The 16,774-nt window shown below is 73.3% G+C and carries 15 protein-coding genes; 8 read left to right on the top strand and 7 right to left on the bottom strand.

The window, feature by feature from the left end:
- The first annotated feature begins 206 nt into the window (after window positions 1-206).
- Together ACZ573_RS13850 and ACZ573_RS13855 are read left to right on the top strand one after the other, a co-directional pair.
- A complete protein-coding gene (locus ACZ573_RS13850) occupies window positions 207-374 on the top strand; it encodes a gliding motility protein (protein ID WP_471303208.1) in 168 nt (55 codons plus the stop codon).
- Window positions 375-397: 23 nt separating this feature from the next.
- Window positions 398-643: an antitoxin gene (locus tag ACZ573_RS13855; protein ID WP_327264792.1), complete on the top strand. Its 246-nt coding sequence runs from the start codon at window positions 398-400 to the stop codon at window positions 641-643.
- Window positions 644-790: 147 nt separating this feature from the next.
- Here ACZ573_RS13855 and ACZ573_RS13860 read toward each other — a convergent pair whose 3' ends face one another.
- Genes ACZ573_RS13860 through ACZ573_RS13870 form a run of 3 tightly spaced genes read right to left on the bottom strand, consistent with a single transcriptional unit; the run spans window position 791 to window position 3,710 of the window.
- Window positions 791-1,513, bottom strand: coding sequence for a class III extradiol ring-cleavage dioxygenase family protein (locus ACZ573_RS13860; protein ID WP_471303211.1), 723 nt, complete (start codon window positions 1,511-1,513; stop codon window positions 791-793).
- Window positions 1,514-1,551: 38 nt separating this feature from the next.
- On the bottom strand, window positions 1,552-3,075 hold the full coding sequence (miaB, locus tag ACZ573_RS13865) for a tRNA (N6-isopentenyl adenosine(37)-C2)-methylthiotransferase MiaB (RefSeq protein WP_471303213.1): 1,524 nt from the start codon (window positions 3,073-3,075) through the stop codon (window positions 1,552-1,554).
- On the bottom strand, window positions 3,072-3,710 hold the full coding sequence (locus ACZ573_RS13870) for a maleylpyruvate isomerase family mycothiol-dependent enzyme (protein WP_471303215.1): 639 nt from the start codon (window positions 3,708-3,710) through the stop codon (window positions 3,072-3,074). The genes miaB and ACZ573_RS13870 overlap by 4 nt, the downstream gene beginning before the upstream one ends.
- A 181-nt stretch (window positions 3,711-3,891) precedes the next feature.
- Here ACZ573_RS13870 and ACZ573_RS13875 point away from each other — a divergent pair, with 181 nt between their 5' ends.
- Together ACZ573_RS13875 and ACZ573_RS13880 are read left to right on the top strand one after the other, a co-directional pair.
- A complete protein-coding gene (locus tag ACZ573_RS13875) occupies window positions 3,892-4,899 on the top strand; it encodes a LysR family transcriptional regulator (protein WP_471303216.1) in 1,008 nt (335 codons plus the stop codon).
- A gap of 32 nt (window positions 4,900-4,931) precedes the next feature.
- The gene (locus ACZ573_RS13880; RefSeq protein WP_471303219.1) at window positions 4,932-5,927 is read left to right on the top strand and encodes a TAXI family TRAP transporter solute-binding subunit; all 996 of its coding nucleotides are present in this window, start codon (window positions 4,932-4,934) and stop codon (window positions 5,925-5,927) included.
- 93 nt (window positions 5,928-6,020) lie between these two features.
- Here the strand turns inward: ACZ573_RS13880 and ACZ573_RS13885 are convergent, their stop codons facing one another.
- Together ACZ573_RS13885 and ACZ573_RS13890 are read right to left on the bottom strand one after the other, a co-directional pair.
- The gene (locus ACZ573_RS13885; protein WP_471303333.1) at window positions 6,021-7,052 is read right to left on the bottom strand and encodes an ROK family protein; all 1,032 of its coding nucleotides are present in this window, start codon (window positions 7,050-7,052) and stop codon (window positions 6,021-6,023) included.
- A gap of 33 nt (window positions 7,053-7,085) precedes the next feature.
- Entirely contained in the window at window positions 7,086-8,210 is a 1,125-nt protein-coding gene (locus ACZ573_RS13890) for a LacI family DNA-binding transcriptional regulator (protein ID WP_471303221.1), read from the bottom strand.
- A 603-nt stretch (window positions 8,211-8,813) separates the two neighbouring features.
- Between ACZ573_RS13890 and ACZ573_RS13895 the strand changes: the two genes are divergently transcribed.
- Together ACZ573_RS13895 and ACZ573_RS13900 are read left to right on the top strand one after the other, a co-directional pair.
- On the top strand, window positions 8,814-10,109 hold the full coding sequence (locus tag ACZ573_RS13895; protein WP_471303223.1) for a glycoside hydrolase 5 family protein: 1,296 nt from the start codon (window positions 8,814-8,816) through the stop codon (window positions 10,107-10,109).
- Window positions 10,110-10,242: 133 nt separating this feature from the next.
- A complete protein-coding gene (locus ACZ573_RS13900) occupies window positions 10,243-12,417 on the top strand; it encodes an endo-beta-N-acetylglucosaminidase (RefSeq protein WP_471303226.1) in 2,175 nt (724 codons plus the stop codon).
- A 53-nt stretch (window positions 12,418-12,470) separates the two neighbouring features.
- On the opposite strand, the gene ACZ573_RS13905 is transcribed toward ACZ573_RS13900, so the two are convergent.
- Together ACZ573_RS13905 and ACZ573_RS13910 are read right to left on the bottom strand one after the other, a co-directional pair.
- A complete protein-coding gene (locus ACZ573_RS13905) occupies window positions 12,471-13,886 on the bottom strand; it encodes a sensor histidine kinase (protein ID WP_471303227.1) in 1,416 nt (471 codons plus the stop codon).
- Between the two features lie 12 nt (window positions 13,887-13,898).
- On the bottom strand, window positions 13,899-14,615 hold the full coding sequence (locus ACZ573_RS13910; RefSeq protein WP_471303229.1) for a response regulator transcription factor: 717 nt from the start codon (window positions 14,613-14,615) through the stop codon (window positions 13,899-13,901).
- 299 nt (window positions 14,616-14,914) lie between these two features.
- Here ACZ573_RS13910 and ACZ573_RS13915 point away from each other — a divergent pair, with 299 nt between their 5' ends.
- Complete coding sequence (locus tag ACZ573_RS13915) at window positions 14,915-15,700, top strand: amino acid ABC transporter ATP-binding protein (protein ID WP_468122968.1); 786 nt, start codon at window positions 14,915-14,917, stop codon at window positions 15,698-15,700.
- A 117-nt stretch (window positions 15,701-15,817) separates the two neighbouring features.
- Window positions 15,818-16,666, top strand: a complete 849-nt coding sequence (locus ACZ573_RS13920) for a glutamate ABC transporter substrate-binding protein (RefSeq protein WP_471303232.1) — start codon at window positions 15,818-15,820, stop codon at window positions 16,664-16,666.
- Window positions 16,667-16,774: the final 108 nt, after the last annotated feature.

A 16,774-nucleotide genomic window follows, 5' to 3' on the forward strand; every position in this document is an offset into this window, starting at 1 on the left:
CGCAAACCCCACGGCATGTACCCGATCGAGTTACGTGACGGGGTGAGGCCGGGGTCGTTGCCCTGGCGAGGTTCCGGCCGGACATGCGCCCTGCGTACGCCCGGCGCAGGCCGGTCCGGTCGACGCGGAACTTCACTCACACGAGTAACGTTACGGGAGTAGACATGGGCGTTTTTGATCGGTTTTTTCGCCGTAAGGACGAGGTTGTGACCGAGGAGGTCGCGGCGGAGGACCTGACGGCGGAGTCCGGTGCGGCCGAGGAGGCCGAGCCTGTTGCCGAGAAGTCTCCGGAGCCGGGAGTCGTGGAGATTCCGAAGCAGCTGGCGGCCCCGGTGGCCGCGGACAGCGAGACCGGCGAGGGCGCCCGCACGTAGCGACCGCCGACGGAAGGTGACCCATGGGCCTGCTGGACAATCTGAAGGCCAAGCTCGGTCCGGCGAAGGACAAGGTCGGCGATCTCGCCCAGCAGCACGAGGGCAGGATCGGCGAGAGTCTGGACAAGGTGGCCAAGGCCGTGGACTCCAAGACCAAGGGCAAGTACAGCGGCCAGATCACGAGCGGGACGGGCAAGGCGAAGGACGCCCTGGGGAAGATCGCGCACAAGGACGCTCCTGGCGGGCCGACGCCGCCGGCCGCCTCCTGACGCGGTCCGGGAAAGGGGCGCGGGGGGGGGGGGGGGGGGGGGGGGGGCCCCCCCCCCCCCCCCCCCCCCCCCCCCCCCCTTCGCCGTTCCAGGAGCCCAGGGGGTGTCTTGTCGGCCCCTGTCGGCTCGGCCGCGGCCGCCGCGCGGCTACGACCAGGCGGCGACGAAGTACCCCACGCCGTACGGTGCGTCCTCGTACAGCAGGCGCCCTTCCAGCTCCGCGCCCTCGGCGGCGCCGGCCAGCACCTGCCAGGGGGCCCGTCCGGCGGCCTGGAGCTCGGCCGCGAGAGCGGCGTCGATCCCGGCGAGCGCGGCCACGTCGGCGGCGCCCAGCGCGCGGGCGGCGGCGGCATCGAAGGCGGCGGCCCGCTCGTCGAGGTAGCCGGGGGCCTTGAGGGTGCGGCAGGCGCTGCCGTCCCCGAGGACCAGCATGGCCACGCGTTCGGCGGAACCGCCCAGGTCCGCGCCGAGGAGGCCGCAGCCGCTCGGGGCGAGGTCCGCGGCGACCGCCACTCCGGCGACCGGGGCGGCCGCCCAGCGGGCCTGGCCGAGCAGCCAGCCGGCCACCGCGAGGGAAGCCGGGAGGACGGTCCCGGTGGCGTGGCCGCTCGGCGGTTCGCCCAGGTCGGGGCCCAGGGTGACGGTCAGGTCCACCCCGAAGCCGGCGAAGCCGCCCGGGGTGCCCTGGTCGTACGCGCCGCCCTCGGCTGCGGCCCCGACCACGACCAGCAGGTCGGGCCGGGACGCGGCCAGCACCGCCAGCGCGTCGGAGCAGGCGGAGCGGGCGTCGCCGAGTTCGGCGGCGGCCCCCGCGGCGACCTCCGGCACGAGCAGCGGCGGGGCGGGACAGACGGCAGCGGCTACGAGCATGATCCGCAGCCTAGCCGCAGGCGCGGGACCCGTGTCGCTCAGGAGGAGGCGGGCACCGAGCAGCCGGAGGTGACGGTCGGCAGGGGCGCCGGGACGCCCAGCGTCGGGATGCCGAGCATGACGCCCGCCGGCTGGGCGGGGGCGGCGTTGCGCTTCTCCCAAGCGTCGCCGGCGCGCGTCCGGCGCACGGTCAGCGTCGGGCCCTCGGCCAGCAGGTGGTGCGGGGCCGCGTAGGTGATGTCCACGGTGACCACGTCACCCGGGCGGACCTCCGCCTCCGGCTTCGTGAAGTGGACCAGGCGGTTGTCGGGCGCGCGGCCGGAGAGGCGGTGCGTGGCGCCGTCCTTGCGGCCCTCGCCCTCGGCGACCATGACCTCCAGCGTGCGGCCGACCTGCTTCTTGTTCTCGTCCCAGGAGATCTCCTCCTGGAGGGCGACCAGGCGCATGTACCGCTCCTGGACCACTTCCTTGGGGATCTGCCCGTCCATGTCGGCGGCGGGGGTGCCGGGCCGCTTGGAGTACTGGAAGGTGAAGGCGTTCGCGAAACGGGCCTCGCGCACCGCGTGCATCGTCTGCTGGAAGTCCTCCTCCGTCTCGCCGGGGAAGCCCACGATGATGTCGGTGGAGATCGCGGCGTGCGGGATCGCGGCGCGGACCTTCTCGATGATGCCGAGGAACCGCTCCTGCCGGTACGAGCGGCGCATCGCCTTCAGGATCGTGTCCGATCCGGACTGCATCGGCATGTGCAGCTGCGGCATCACGTTGGGGGTCTCGGCCATCGCCGCGATCACGTCGTCCGTGAAGTCGCGCGGGTGCGGGGAGGTGAAACGGACCCGCTCCAGGCCCTCGATCTGGCCGCAGGCGCGCAGCAGCTTGCTGAAGGCCTCGCGGTCACCCAGGTCCGAACCGTAGGCGTTCACGTTCTGGCCGAGCAGGGTGATCTCCGAGACGCCCTCGGCGACCAGGGCCTCCACCTCGGCGAGGATGTCGCCGGGCCGGCGGTCCTCCTCCTTGCCGCGCAGGGCCGGGACGATGCAGAAGGTGCAGGTGTTGTTGCAGCCGACGGAGATCGAGACCCAGGCCGCGTACGCGGACTCGCGGCGGGTCGGGAGCGTGGAGGGGAAGGCCTCCAGCGACTCGGCGATCTCGACCTGCGCCTCCTCCTGGATGCGGGCGCGCTCCAGCAGCACGGGCAGCTTGCCGATGTTGTGCGTACCGAAGACGACGTCGACCCAGGGGGCCCGCTTGACGATGGTGTCGCGGTCCTTCTGCGCGAGGCAGCCGCCGACGGCGATCTGCATGCCGGGGCGCTTCGTCTTCATCGGGGCCAGCCGGCCGAGGTTGCCGTACAGCTTGTTGTCGGCGTTCTCGCGGACCGCGCAGGTGTTGAAGACCACGACGTCGGCGTCACCGTCGGCGCCCTCCGGCGCCCGGACGTAGCCGGCGTCCTCCAGCAGACCGGAGAGCCGCTCCGAGTCGTGCACGTTCATCTGGCACCCGTAGGTGCGCACCTCGTAGCTTCGCTTCACGTCCACTGCCTGGCTCCGGTCGCTGCTGGTCATGCAACAAGGGTAGGCGGTACCCGGTGGCCCTCCGGTCCCCCGTTCAGCCGACCCGGGGGAAGGCGGCGGCCGAAGAGGAGGAGTAGCAGGTCCTGGGCTTCTCCGTACACCGGAGTTCCTTCGCCGAGACACCAGTCCAGGTCCTGCGCGCGCAGTTGGACGCCGGTCAGGTCCGCACCGAAGAAGCGCAGGGACCGGGGGGTCACCGCGTCGAGGAGGAGCCGCAGCCGGTCCTCGGGGACGCGGCGCGGGTGGCCGAGGGCGACGGTGATGTCGAGGCCGTGGACCACGTCGTGGGCGAGGGCTCCGGTGGGGCCGGCGGCCGGCGGTTTCCAGGGGTGGCCTGCGTTCTCGCGGAGCAGCGCCCCGAGCTCGCGCGTCGTGAAGGCGGCGGCGTCGCGGCGGGCCGTGCGGTCGGTCATCCGGTGCAGGCTGCCGCGGGCCCGCAGCAGTTCGGCGGCGAAACCGGGGAGGGTGGTGCGGAAGCCGAGGGACAGGTGGGCGGCGACCTCGCGGACGCGCCAGCCGGCGCAGAGCGAGGGGGCGTCCCACCGGTCCGGGCTGAGGGCGTCCAGTACGTCGGCCAGCGCGCGGCGTTCGTCGGCGACGGCCGCGGCGATCGTACGGCGGCGCACGGAGGCGGGAGAGGTGGAGCGGGACGCGGTCCGGGGCGCGGGGCTCGGAGCGGGTCGGGGCGTGGGTTCGGGCGTGGGTCGGGGCGTGGGTCGGGGCGCTGATCGGCTCATGGCTTCAGGGTCGAGGGGCGCCGGGCATAAGTCCAAGAGCGGTTCATTCTGCGATCTAGAATCCGTGCTTATGGAACTGGCTCAGCTGCGCTACTTCGTGGCCGTGGTGGAAGAGGGCGGCTTCACTCGGGCCGGGGCACGGCTGCACGTGTCACAGCCCGGGGTGAGCGCTCAGGTCGCGCAGCTGGAACGCGAGCTCGGGCAGCGGCTGCTCGACCGGTCCGGGCGGCGGGTGACCCCGACGGAGGCGGGCCGGGCGGTGCTCTCGTACGCGCGGGCCGCGCTGGCGGCGGTGGAGGGCGTGCGGCGGACGGCCGAGGAGCTCTCCGGCCTGCTGCGCGGACGGGTGGCCCTGGGGCTGGTCCCGGGGGCGGCAGGGGCGGTGGTGGACGGGTTCGACGTGGTGGAGGTGCTCGGGGCCTTCCACGACGAGCACCCCGGGGTGGAGATCGCGCTCTCCGAGGACACCTCCGAGCGGATGCTGGCCGCGCTGCTGCGCGGGGAGCTGGACCTGGCGGTGGTCGGCCTCGCGGGGGAGCCGCCGCCGGGCGTCTCCTGCCAGGTGGTGCTCGACGAACCGCTGGTCGCGGCGGTGCGGGCGGACGATCCGCTGGTGGCGGCCGCCGTGGACGGCGGGATCCCGCTGACCGCCCTGCGCGGGCGGGCCCTGATCAGCCTGCCGCGGGGGACGGGGCTGCGCGGGGTGCTGGAGCGGGCGTGCGCGCAGGCGGGCTTCGCGCCGCGGGTGGACTTCGAGGCGGCGGCGCCCGCCGTGCTGGTCCGGCTGGCCGCGCGGGGCCTGGGGGTGGCGGTGGTGCCGTCCGGGGCGGAGTCGGGAGCGGGCCCACGGACCGGCGTGGGCAACGCCACCGCCACCGCCACCGGCGGCGGCAGCGGCAGCGGCAGCGGCAGCGGCAGCGGCAGCGGCAGCGGCGGACTGTGCGCGCTGCGGATCACCGAGCCGGGGCTGTCCGGGAAGGTCGCGCTGGCCTGGCGCACGGACGGACCGGCCGGGCCGGCCGCGCGCAAGCTGCTGGGAAGGCTCCGCTCGGGAGCTCCCGGACGGCCCGCGCCGTGACAGGACGGCGGACGGGTGGCAGGATCGCGGCCATGCCTCTCGTACCGCCCCGGATCAGCAGGCGCCACGCCCTGCGGGTCCTGGTGGCCGTACTCGCCGTGCTCGGCGTCCTGACGTGGTGGCTGAAGCCCTTCGGGCAGCCGGAACTCCAGGGCGAGCTGACCTTCAGCACGGGCGCGCGGACCGGGGTCTACCACCGGTACGGGCAGCTCCTGCAGCAGGCGCTCGGCCGGGACATGCCGGGGATGGACGTACACCTGGAGACGAGCGAGGGCTCGCAGGAGAACCTGAAGCGGCTGGCCACCGGTGAGGCGGACTTCACGGTGGCGACGGCGGACGCGGTCGCCAAGTACCAGCTCGACAAGAAGCCGGGCGCGGACCGGCTGCGCGGGGTGGCGCGGCTCTACGACGACTACGTGCAGCTGGTGGTCCCGGCCGACTCACCGGTGCAGTCGGCCCGCGACCTGCGCGGCAAGCGGGTGGCGATCGGCCAGCCGGGGTCCGGCGTGCGGCTGGTCTCGGAACGGCTGCTGAGGGCGACCAAGATCGACCCGGTGCTGGACATCACGTCGGTGTCCATCGGCATCGACACCATGCCGGGCGAACTGGAGGCCGGCCGCATCGACGCGTTCTTCTGGTCCGGCGGCCTGCCGACGAACGCCGTGCGCGAGCTGTCGGAGCGTTTCGACATCCGGCTCGTGCCACTCGGCGACCTGGTGGAACAGCTGCAGGAGACCGGCAGCCCGGGGCGCTACTACCGGACGGCCGTGATGCCGCAGGACGCCTACGCGCGGGCGCGCAACACCAGCTCGGTGTCGACCCTGGCCGTGCCGAACCTGCTGGTGACCACGGCGGGGACCGACCCCCAGCTCACCGAGCAGCTGACGCGGACGGTGATCCTCAGCCGCGACCTCGTCGGGCGCCAGGTGCATGCGGCGCAGCTCGTGGACCTGCGGACGGCGATCTATACCGACCCGCTGGACCTGCACGAGGGCGCGCGCCGGTACTACCGGTCCGTCAAGCCCTGAGGCTCCCGGGGGTTCCGAGCGTCCTGAAGGTCCTACGGGTCCGGCGGGTCCGGCGGGTCCGGCGGGTCTGGCGGGTCTGGCGGGTCCTGAAGGTCACGAAGAGGACGGCGCCGAAGGCAGCAGCATGGTCGCCGCCGCGGCCGCGCCGATCAGCCCGGCATGGGTGCCCAGCATCGCCGGCACCACCTGGACGTCCTTGACGAACGAGAGCGTGGCGTAGGCGGCGAGGTGGCTGCGGATCGGGGCGAAGAGGGTGTCGCCGGCGGTGGCCACCCCGCCGCCGATGACAGCGATGTCCGTCTCCACGAGGGTCGCGGTGGCCGCGATGGCGGCGGCCAGGGCGCGGCCCGCCCGGTCGAAGGCGGCCAGGGCGATCGGGTCACCCCCGGCCGCGGCAGCGGCCACGCCCGCCGCCGTGGCATCGCCTCCGCCGCCTGCCTTGTGCGACCCGTCGTCCGGCTCCGACGGTGTCCATCCCTGGTCCAGCGCCCAGCGGGCGATCGCCGTACCGGAGGCGATCGACTCGACGCACCCGTGGCCGCCGCACGCGCACGGTTCGCCGTCGAAGGCCACGCTGATGTGGCCGATGTGTCCCGCGTTGCCCGTGGGGCCCGGGTGGAGCTGGTTGTTCAGGATCAGCCCGCCGCCCACGCCCGTGGAGACCACCATGCACAGGGCGTTCGCGTGGCCCCGGGCCGCGCCCAGCCAGTGCTCGGCGGCGGTCATCGCCACCCCGTCACCGGCCAGCACGGTCGGCAGGTCGGCCCCGCGTGCCGCGAGCTCCGCCACGACGCGCTCCTGGACCGGGAACTCCCGCCAGGCCCCGATGTTGACCGGGCTGACCGTGCCCCGGGAGGTGTCCACCGGCCCGGCGCTGCCGATCCCGCAGCGGACCGCCGAGGCCCACAGCGGCGACGCGGAGAGGTCGGCGACGACCTCGGCGACCGCCGCCATGACTCCGTCGGCGTCCGCCCCGCGCGGGGTCGGGCGGCGGGTGGTGGCCGTCATCGTGCCGTCGGGGTGCACCAGCGCACCGGCGATCTTCGTACCCCCGATGTCGATCGCCACCGTCGGCCCGGAGGCCGCTGCGGCGGCCCGCGGTGAGGGGAACGGGGCGCTGGGAATGATCACGGTGGCGGCTCCAGGAAGGTTTCAGGATTAAGTATGCGCCGGGGGCGGCGCCGTGCTCTCGCGAGGCTCCAGCCTCGGCCGCTCGCTGATCCGCACCCCGGGCGGGCTGCCCGCGAGGACGGCCAGGAGTTCCTCGGCTGCCAGCCGGCCGAAGCCGGCGGTGTCCCGTACGAGCGCGGTGAGCCTGGGATGGGTGACCCGGCAGAGCGCGGAGTCGTCCCAGGCCACGATCGACAGCCGGCCCGGGACGGGGATGCCCAGCCCGGCGGCGACCGCGCTCCCGGCGACCGCCATCACGTCGTTGTCGTAGACGAGCGCCGTGGGCGGATCCGGCTCGGCGAGGAGCCGTCGGGTGGCCGCCGCGCCCTCGGCGTCGGAGTAGTCGGTGACCACCGAGCGCACCTGGTCGGGGCCGAGGCCGCGACGTGCGGCCTCGGCCCGCAGGGACTCCATCCGGCGGACGGTGTGGGCGAGGCCGGGGAGCCCGGCGACGTGCACGATCCGGCGGTGGCCCAGCCCGTACAGGTGCTCGAGGACCTGGGCCATGGCGCCGGCGTCGTCGGCCCGGACCGAGGACAGGGTCGCGGAGGGAGCCGGGGCAGGAGCCGTGGAGGGGCCTCGCCCGCCCCCGTCGACGCCCCCGCCCCAGCTCCCGCTCCCGTCACCGGGGCCGCCGGCCGAGGACAGGGCCTCGCCGATGGTGACCGCGGGCAGGGCCAGTCCTTCCAGGAGCGCCGGTCGCGGGTCGCTCGTACGCGGGTCGACGACGAGGACGCCGTCGACCCGTCGCTCGGCCCACCAGCGGCGGTAGACGGCGCACTCGGCGTCGATGTCCTCGACGACCTGGAACAGCAGGGCCGTGCGGGCGCCGGAGAGGACCTCCTGGATGCCGGAGACGAGCTGGAGGAAGAAGGACTCGACGCCGAGCGTGTGCGCGGGCCGGGCGAGGACCAGGCCGACGGCTCCGGAGCGTTCGCCGGACAGGGCCCGGGCCGCGCTGTTGGGCTGCCAGCCGAGTTCCTCGGCGACACGGCGGATCCGGGCCCGGGTGTCCTGCGAGACGCCCGGCCGGTCGTTGAGCGCGAAGGAGACGGCGCTCTCCGACACACCGGCCTGCCGGGCGATGTCCTTGATCGTGGGTCTGCGGGCCATGGCCTGCCTCATTCGTCCTTCGGGTGCGTCACATGGCGGAATACGGACGGCAATGGCCGGACCGTACGCGATCCTGCCCTGACAGGCCGCTTTTATGACGATCCATTGGTTTCCGGGAGGGCTGTCGAGCGGCGGACGGGACTCCGTGACACGTCATCACATACGTGTACGGAGCTTCGCGCCCGGCCACCCCGGCCGGCTGCCCGGCGGCCTCCAGGCGGCCCGAGGCTGCGACGGCCCGGGCGAGTTCCACCGGTGACCCGGCGCACGCCGGAGCCGGCGGGTCCCGGAACCCGGTGAGGTCGCGGCCGCGGCCGCGGCTCCGCAGCGCGCGCAGCACAGCCCTGGCCAAGGTGACGGCCGCCGTGACCGAAATACCGCTGATACCACTGTCCATTTCCACGCAGTTCCTTGCCGTCAACCACAACTAAAGCGCATTAGTTTCCTCAGGCTCTTCTGCGCAGAACCCTTGTGTCAACCGGGCTGAAGCGCATAAGTACACCCACGGGTGCCCTGTTGACTTTCCTCACCCGCACCGGCAGGTTGTGCCGCATCCGGTGAATTCCGCCAGTACTCGCGTACTCCAGAACTCCAGGACGCCCTGTGCCCGATGACGCGCTCCGCTTCGGTGCCAACTACACGCCGGCCCGCGGCTGGTTCCACCACTGGCTGGACTTCGACCTCGCCGAGGTGCGGGCCGATCTCGATTCGATCGCCGCGCTCGGGCTGGACCACATCCGCGTCTTCCCCCTGTGGCCGGTCTTCCAGCCGAACCGGACGCTGATCCGGCCGCGCGCCGTCGAGCAGCTCGTCGCGCTCGCCGACGCGGCCGCCGAGCACGGGCTCGACGTCAACGTGGACGGCCTGCAGGGGCACTTGTCGAGTTTCGACTTCCTGCCCGCCTGGACCCGGACCTGGCACCGGCGCAGCATCTTCACCGACCCGGAGGTGGTCGCCGGGCAGGTGGAGTATCTGCGCACGCTGGCCGCAGCCCTCGCCGACCGGCCGAACTTCCTGGGCATGACGGTCGGCAACGAGATCAACCAGTTCTCCGGGGCCCCGCACCCCGATCCCGACCGGATCACCCCGGACCAGGCCGCCCGCTGGCTGGAGCGGATGCTCGCCGCCTGCGAGGAGGGCGCCCCGGGGCGGCTGCATCTGCATGCCGAGTACGACGCGGCCTGGTACCAGGACGGGCACCCCTTCACCGCGGCCCAGGCGGCCCGGCTGGGCGGGGCCACCGCCGTGCACTCCTGGGTGTTCAACGGCACCGCGCAGCGCCACGGCCGGAGGGGGACGGCGACCGAGCACCACGCCGCGTACCTGATCGAGCTGTCCAAGGCCTGGGCCCTGGACCCGCACCGCCCGGTGTGGCTCCAGGAGGTCGGCGCCCCGGCGCCGCTGATCCCGCCCGAGCACGCGGCGCACTTCACCGAGGCCACCGTCACGAACGCTCTGGACTGCCCGGACCTGTGGGGCGTGACCTGGTGGTGTTCGCACGACGTGTCCCGGGAGCTCGCGGACTTCCCGGAGCTGGAGTACGGCCTCGGCCTGCTCACCAACGACCGCCGGACCAAGCAGGCCGGCGCCGCCGTCTCCCGGATCGCCGCGCGGTGGCGGGGCCGCGCGCACCGCCCGGCCCCGCGGTCCACCGCGCTCGCCGTGGACGTCGGCGCGGATGCGGGTGCGGACGGGGTCGCGGGCGCTGACACCGGCGGGGCGGCGGGGGCTCCGGGACGCTCGGTGTGCGCCCCGGGCGGCGCGTTCTTCGAAGCCTGGGCCTCGCTGACGGCCCAGGGGGTGCGCCCTGCGGTGGTCCTGGCGGAACGTGCCGCGGACCCCGCCCATCTGGCCGCGCGCGGCATCACCGACGTGCTGCGCGTACGCGACGTGACGTGACGTGACGTGATCCGACCTGCCCTGACCGGCCCAGACCCGGCGTGACCTGACCTGACCCGGCGTGACCTGACCTGACCTGACCGAGTGATCCCCCGATCCTTCGATCCACCGATCTCTTCGTGAGGAGCCCCGCATGCCCGAGACCGACAACGGCGTCGATCCCCGCACGCCGCCCGCCCCGGTACGGCCGACCCGGCGCAGGGTGCTGGCCGCCGGGGCCGGGGCCGCCGCGCTGCTGGGCCTGGCGGGCCGCGCCCGGGCCGCCGCCGCGCCCGCCCCCTCACCCGTGGGAACGCCGGCACCGGCCCCGGCCGGCCTGGCCCCGTACGCCTCGTACTGGTTCCCGGACTCCCTCCCGTCGGGGACCCCCGGCCCCGGGATCGTGTGGCGCTCGCTCAGCCGGTGGACCCCCGAGAGCGACCCCGATCTCGCCCACAACACCTCGACCGTGCCCCTGGCGGAACGGTTCACCCCGGTCCCGGCGAACCGGGACGCCCGCGCCGGCCAGGCCCGTATCTCCTCCCTGGTCTCCTTCGGGCCCACGGCGGGGAACCCGTCCCAGGGCTCCCCGACCGCCGACCACTACGCGCTCACGCACTGGGCGTACATCGACGAGCTGGTCTTCTGGGGCGGCTCCGCCGGCGAGGGCATCGTGCTCGCGCCGAACGCGCCCGTGGTCGACGCCGCCCACCGCAACGGGGTCCGGGTGCTGGGCAACGTGTTCCTGCCGCCCGTCGCCTACGGCGGCGACCTCCGGTGGACCCGCGACCTGGTGCGCCAGGACTCCCTCGGCCGCTTCCCGATCGCCGACAAGCTCGTCCAGGTGGCGCGGACCTGCGGCTTCGACGGCTGGTTCGTGAACGCCGAGACCGACGGCGGGGACAGTGCGCTCGCCACCCGGATGCGGGAGTTCCTGCGCGCCCTGCGGGCGGCCGGCGAGCCCCACGGTCTGCGCATCACCTGGTACGACGCCATGAACAGCACCGGCCGGGTGGGCTGGCAGGGCGCCCTCAACGCGCTCAACCAGGAGTTCTTCGAGGACCGGGCCGGGAAGGTCTCGGACACGATGTTCGTGGACTTCCGCTGGACCCCGGACACCCTGGCCGCCTCGGGCACGCTCGCCGGCCGCCTCGGCCGCTCCCGCCACGAGCTGTGGGCCGCGGTGGACACCGAGTCCCGCGGCTGGGACTCCGCCGTCGACTGGGACGCGTTCGTCCCGCGCGGGCGGGACCACGTCGTCAGCTACGGCTTCTACCGGCCCGAGTGGACCCGCAACCACCTCACCGACCGCTCCCCCGGGGCCTTCCACCGCGCCGACGACCGGTTCTGGACGGGCGAGTCCCTGGACCCGGCCCGGCCCGCACCCGAATCCGGGTCCGGGTCCCGCTGGCGGGCCCCCGCGACGGTCGTCGCCGACCGGTCGACCGTCACCGGGCTCCCCTTCGCCTGCTCCTTCAACACCGGGCACGGGCTGCGCTGGTACGACGGCGGCAGGGTCGTCTCGGACGCGCCCTGGAACCACCTCGGGCTCCAGGACCGGCTCCCCGGCCGCCGCTGGGCGGTGGACACCGCCGGGGCGCGCCCCTCGGTCACCCTGGACTTCGCGGACGCCTGGCGCGGCGGCTCCAGCCTCCTCGTCGAAGGCGCGCCGACCGCGCCCGTGATCATCGGGCTGCATTCCACACGGCTGCCGCTGACCCGCAGGTCGGTCCTGGAGCTGGTGCACGCCACCGGACCGGAACCGGTCCCGGCAGAGGTCCCGGCACAGATCGCGGTGGAGGTCGGCGTGGCCGTGAGCGAGCCGTCGGGCCCCGGCGAGCCGGTCCCGTACACGTGGCTGCCGGCCGGGACCCGGGACGCCGGGCAGGGCTGGCGCACGACACGGGCCGGGCTGGCGTCGCTGGCGGGCAGGACCGCGTACGGCCTGGCGGTACGGATCACCGCGCTCGGGAAGAAGCCTGTGGTGTGGCGGATCGGCGCCGTGTCGGTGCGCGACGAGACCCGCACCCGGCGCCCGGCCCCGCCCACCGCGCCGGTCGTGGACGCCTCGTCCCGGCAGGGCGACCGGGCCTGGCTGCGCCTGTCCTGGCGGGCGGCGGCCGGTCCCGGCGGGCGGCCGCGCCACTACGAGGTGTGGCGGGTCCTCCCCGACGGCACCCGGCGCTTCCTCGGGGGCACCTGCGGCACCGCCCTGTACCTGCCCGCCGTCCCGCGCGCCGGGCGGGAGCGGGCAGCCGCCTTCGAGGTCCGGGCCGTCGACGAGCTGTACGCGGTGTCGGAGGCGGCCCGCACCACCCTCGTCTGGTAGCCGGACCCACCAGGCCCGGGGTCGGCCGCCGTGGGGGTCGGCCGCCGTGGGGGTCAGGCGCCGTGGGGGTCGGTGCGCGGGACGGCCACCGTCACCCGCAGCCCGTGCGGCGGGTTCTTCTCGTAGGAGAGGGTCCCGCCGCCCGCGGCGAGCAGGGCACGGGAGATCGACAGGCCGAGCCCGGAGCCCTTGACGTTCTGGTGGCGGCCGCTGCGCCAGAACCGGTCGCCGACGCGGAGCAGCTCGTCCTCGGTGAGGCCGGGACCGCGGTCGGCGACGACCACCCGGACGGAGCGCCCCTCGCTGGAGACGGAGACTTCGACCTCCTCACCCGTGGGGGTGAATTTGAGGGCGTTGTCGATGACCGCGTCGAGCGCGCTGGACAGGGCGATGGGGTCGGCCCAGCCGGTGATGGCGGTCCGGCCCGTCTCGGTGAGCCGTACGCCCTTCTCCTCGGCGTACGGGCGCCACGCGGCGACCCGCTCGGCCGCCAGGGCCCCGACGTCGGTGAGGCTGATCTCGGCGGAGGCGTGCTCGGCCAGCGCCAGGTCCAGCAGGTCGTCCAGGACCTGGGTCAGGCGCTTGCCCTCGGCGCGCACGGAGGCGATCTCCTCGTTCCCCTCGGGCAGCTCCAGGGCGAGCAGCTCGATCCGCAGGAGCAGCGCCGCGAGCGGGTTGCGCAGCTGGTGGGAGGCGTCGGCGACGAACGCCCGCTGCTGTTCCAGGACCTCTTCGACGTTGTCGGCCATCTCGTTGAACGAGTGGGCCAGGCGCTGGAGTTCCGGCGGCCCGCCGGCGGCCGCGACGCGCGAGTTCATCCGTCCGGTGGCGATGCCGTGGGCGGCCGCGTCCAGGGTCTGCACGGGCTTGAGCACCCAGCTGGTGAGCTTGAGGGCGGCACCGAAGGCGACCAGCATGGCGGCGGCGAGCCCGCCCGCGATCAGCAGCCAGCCCTTCAGGATGCGGGCGCGCATCTGGTCGGTCGGCGATTCGGTGGCGACGACCGCGACCACGTCGCCGTCGAGGACGACCGGGGAGACGACGAGCAGTTTGCCGTCGGTCTGCCAGGGCCACACCTGCGGGGGATCATGGCTGCGCCGGCCGGCCAGCGCCTCCGCGAAGGCCCGGCGGCCCTCGGCCGATTCCGGGAGCTGCCACCACCCCGGGGACCGGGCCAGGGCGTTGTAGTTGCGGTGGAAGATGCCGACGCGGATTCCGTACAGGGTCTGGTAGCGGGCGAGTTCGAGCCCGAGGGCATCGCGGCGCTCTTCGGCTCCGGTGGCGGATCCCGAGCCCTCGGCATCGATGAAGAACTGCGCGAGGGCGGCGAAGCGGGCGCTGTCGTCGATCCGGTCGACCACCACCCGCTGCTGCTGGCCGGCGGCCAGGCTCACCGCGAGCGGGAAGCCGAGGGCGAGCAGCGTGCCCGCCATCAGGATGACGAGCAGCGGGAGCAGACGGGCACGCACGGCAGGGGGCCCCTAGGGAGCGGCCGGGGCGACGAGCCGGTAGCCCACCCCTCGGACGGTCTCGATGAGGGCGGGCATGCGCAGCTTGGAGCGCAGCGAGGCGACGTGGACCTCCAGGGTGCGCCCGGTCCCCTCCCAGCTCGTGCGCCACACCTCGCTGATGATCTGCTCGCGGCGGAAGACGACGCCGGGCCGCTGCGCGAGCAGGGCCAGCAGGTCGAACTCCTTGCGGGTGAGGGGTACGTCGGCGCCGTCCACGCTGACCCGGCGGGTGGGCAGCTCGATGCTGACGGGGCCGAGGCGGACGGTCGCGGGCGTACCGGTGCCGGGGGCGGCGGCCTCGTCGGCGGCTCCGGTGCGCCGGGCGACGGCGTGGATCCGGGCGAGGAGCTCGCCGGTGTCGTAGGGCTTGACCACGTAGTCGTCGGCGCCCATGTTCAGGCCGTGGATGCGGGAGCGTACGTCGGCCCGCGCCGTCACCATGATCACGGGTGTGGCGGTGCGCTTGCGGATCTTGCCGCACACCTCGTAGCCGTCCTGGTCGGGCAGGCCGAGGTCGAGCAGGATCACACCGTAGGGCTGGGGGGAGGCCGGGGCGCCGGCGGCCAGGAGCGCCTGCAGGGCCTCTTCGCCGTTGCGGGCGTGGGTGACCTGGAAGCCGTGGCGGGCGAGGATCGCGGACAGGGCTGCCGCGACGTGATCGTCGTCCTCGACGAGCAGCAGTCTCATGCCGTCCCCCTCTCCTCTTGTCTCGCTCGGGCTTCACCACGCATGGTCACACGCAGGGCCGCACGTAGGGCCACCATGCATCCACGCCCATGCGGAGTCCCACGTCAAGGGGGTCCCGCCCCGGCGCGCCTTCCGTTATGCACCCGGTACGCGTCCATGATCGATCACATCGGTGGTGCGCACGGAGCGTATCCGGAAGAGGCCGGATCGTTATCCTCAATTCTCCCTCAGATGTGATGACGTTGTGCGCGTCACGTCACTACTGTCCTCCCAACCGAGGAGGACGGAGCAAGAAGCCGATGAGCGGAGTATCAGTGACCAAGGACGTGCAGGACGCGGCCGGTGCCGCAGACGACCTGGTCGTACTGAGCAACGTCAACAAGCACTTCGGCGCGCTGCACGTGCTTCAGGACATCGATCTGAGCATTGCCCGCGGTGAGGTGGTCGTGGTGATCGGTCCTTCGGGATCGGGCAAGTCCACGCTGTGCCGGACGATCAACCGCCTGGAGACCATCGACTCGGGCACCATCACGCTCGACGGCAAGGAACTGCCCTCGGAGGGCAAGGAACTCGCCCGGCTGCGCGCCGACGTCGGCATGGTCTTCCAGTCGTTCAACCTCTTCGCGCACAAGACGGTGCTGCAGAACGTCATGCTGGGCCAGCTGAAGGTCCGCAAGACCGACCAGGCGGCGGCCAAGGCGAAGGCGCTGTCCCTGCTGGAGCGGGTGGGCGTCGGCACTCAGGCCGACAAGTACCCGGCGCAGCTCTCCGGTGGTCAGCAGCAGCGTGTGGCGATCGCCCGGGCGCTGGCCATGGAGCCGAAGGTGATGCTCTTCGACGAGCCGACCTCGGCGCTGGACCCGGAGATGATCAACGAGGTGCTGGAGGTCATGCAGCAGCTCGCCCGGGAGGGCATGACCATGGTGGTCGTGACGCACGAGATGGGGTTCGCCCGCTCCGCCGCCAACCGGGTCGTCTTCATGGCCGACGGAAAGATCGTCGAAGAGGCGACTCCCGAGCAGTTCTTCAGCAACCCGCGCAGCGATCGGGCGAAGGACTTCCTGTCGAAGATCCTGCACCACTGAGGTTTCCGTCTGGTAGTCATCCGTATGCGGATCACCGCCGGATCGTTCCTGTCGGCCGTGCGTGCGCCGTATGCGTCGCCCGTCGTTCAACAACGTCTCATCCGAGGGAAGTTCATCATGAAGATCTCCAAGGCCGCTGCGGCCGCGGCCGTAGCCGTAGCCCTTTCCCTGACCGCGACCGCCTGTGGCGGTGGCGCCGACAAGGCGAGCGATGGCGGCACCACCGGGGGGAGCAACGAAAAGATCGTCATCGGCATCAAGTTCGACCAGCCCGGTCTCGGCCTGAAGACCCCGGACGGCAAGTTCACGGGCTTCGACGTCGACGTCGCGACCTACGTCGCCAAGGAGCTCGGCTACCAGCCGAACCAGATCGAGTTCAAGCAGGCGGTCAGCGCCGAGCGCGAGAACCTGATCTCGAACGGCGACGTCAAGCTGGTCGTCGCGACGTACACCATCAACGACAAGCGCAAGGCGCGGGTCGACTTCGCCGGCCCGTACTTCCTGGCCCACCAGGACCTGCTGGTCCGCTCGGACGAGACCGGGATCACCAAGGCCGAGGACCTGAACAAGAAGAAGCTCTGCTCGGTCACCGGCTCCACCTCCGCGCAGAACGTCAAGACCAAGCTGGCCCCCGACGCCGACCTGCGTGAGTACCCGGGCTACTCCGAGTGCCTCACCGGCCTCGAGAACAAGGCCGTCGACGCGGTGACCACGGACGGTTCGATCCTGGCCGGCTACGCCGCTCAGGAGAAGAACAAGGGCAAGTTCAAGCTCGCCGGACTGAAGCTCAGCGACGAGCCCTACGGCATCGGTCTGAAGAAGGGCGACAAGGACCTGCAGACCAAGGTCAACGCCGCGCTGAAGAAGATGGTCGAGGACGGCTCCTGGCAGAAGGCCGTGGACGCGAACCTCGGTCCCGCCGACTACAAGGCCGACCCGGCCCCGCAGATCACCGAAGGCAGCTGATTCATCGGTGAGGTGGGGGGGGGGGGGGGGGGGGGGGGGGGGGGGGGGGGGGGAGGGGGAAGGGGGGGGGGGGGGGGGGGGGGGGGGGGGGGGGGTTTGGTTTTTTTG

The sequence above is a fragment of the Streptomyces sp. NPDC040545 genome (genome assembly GCF_055595065.1).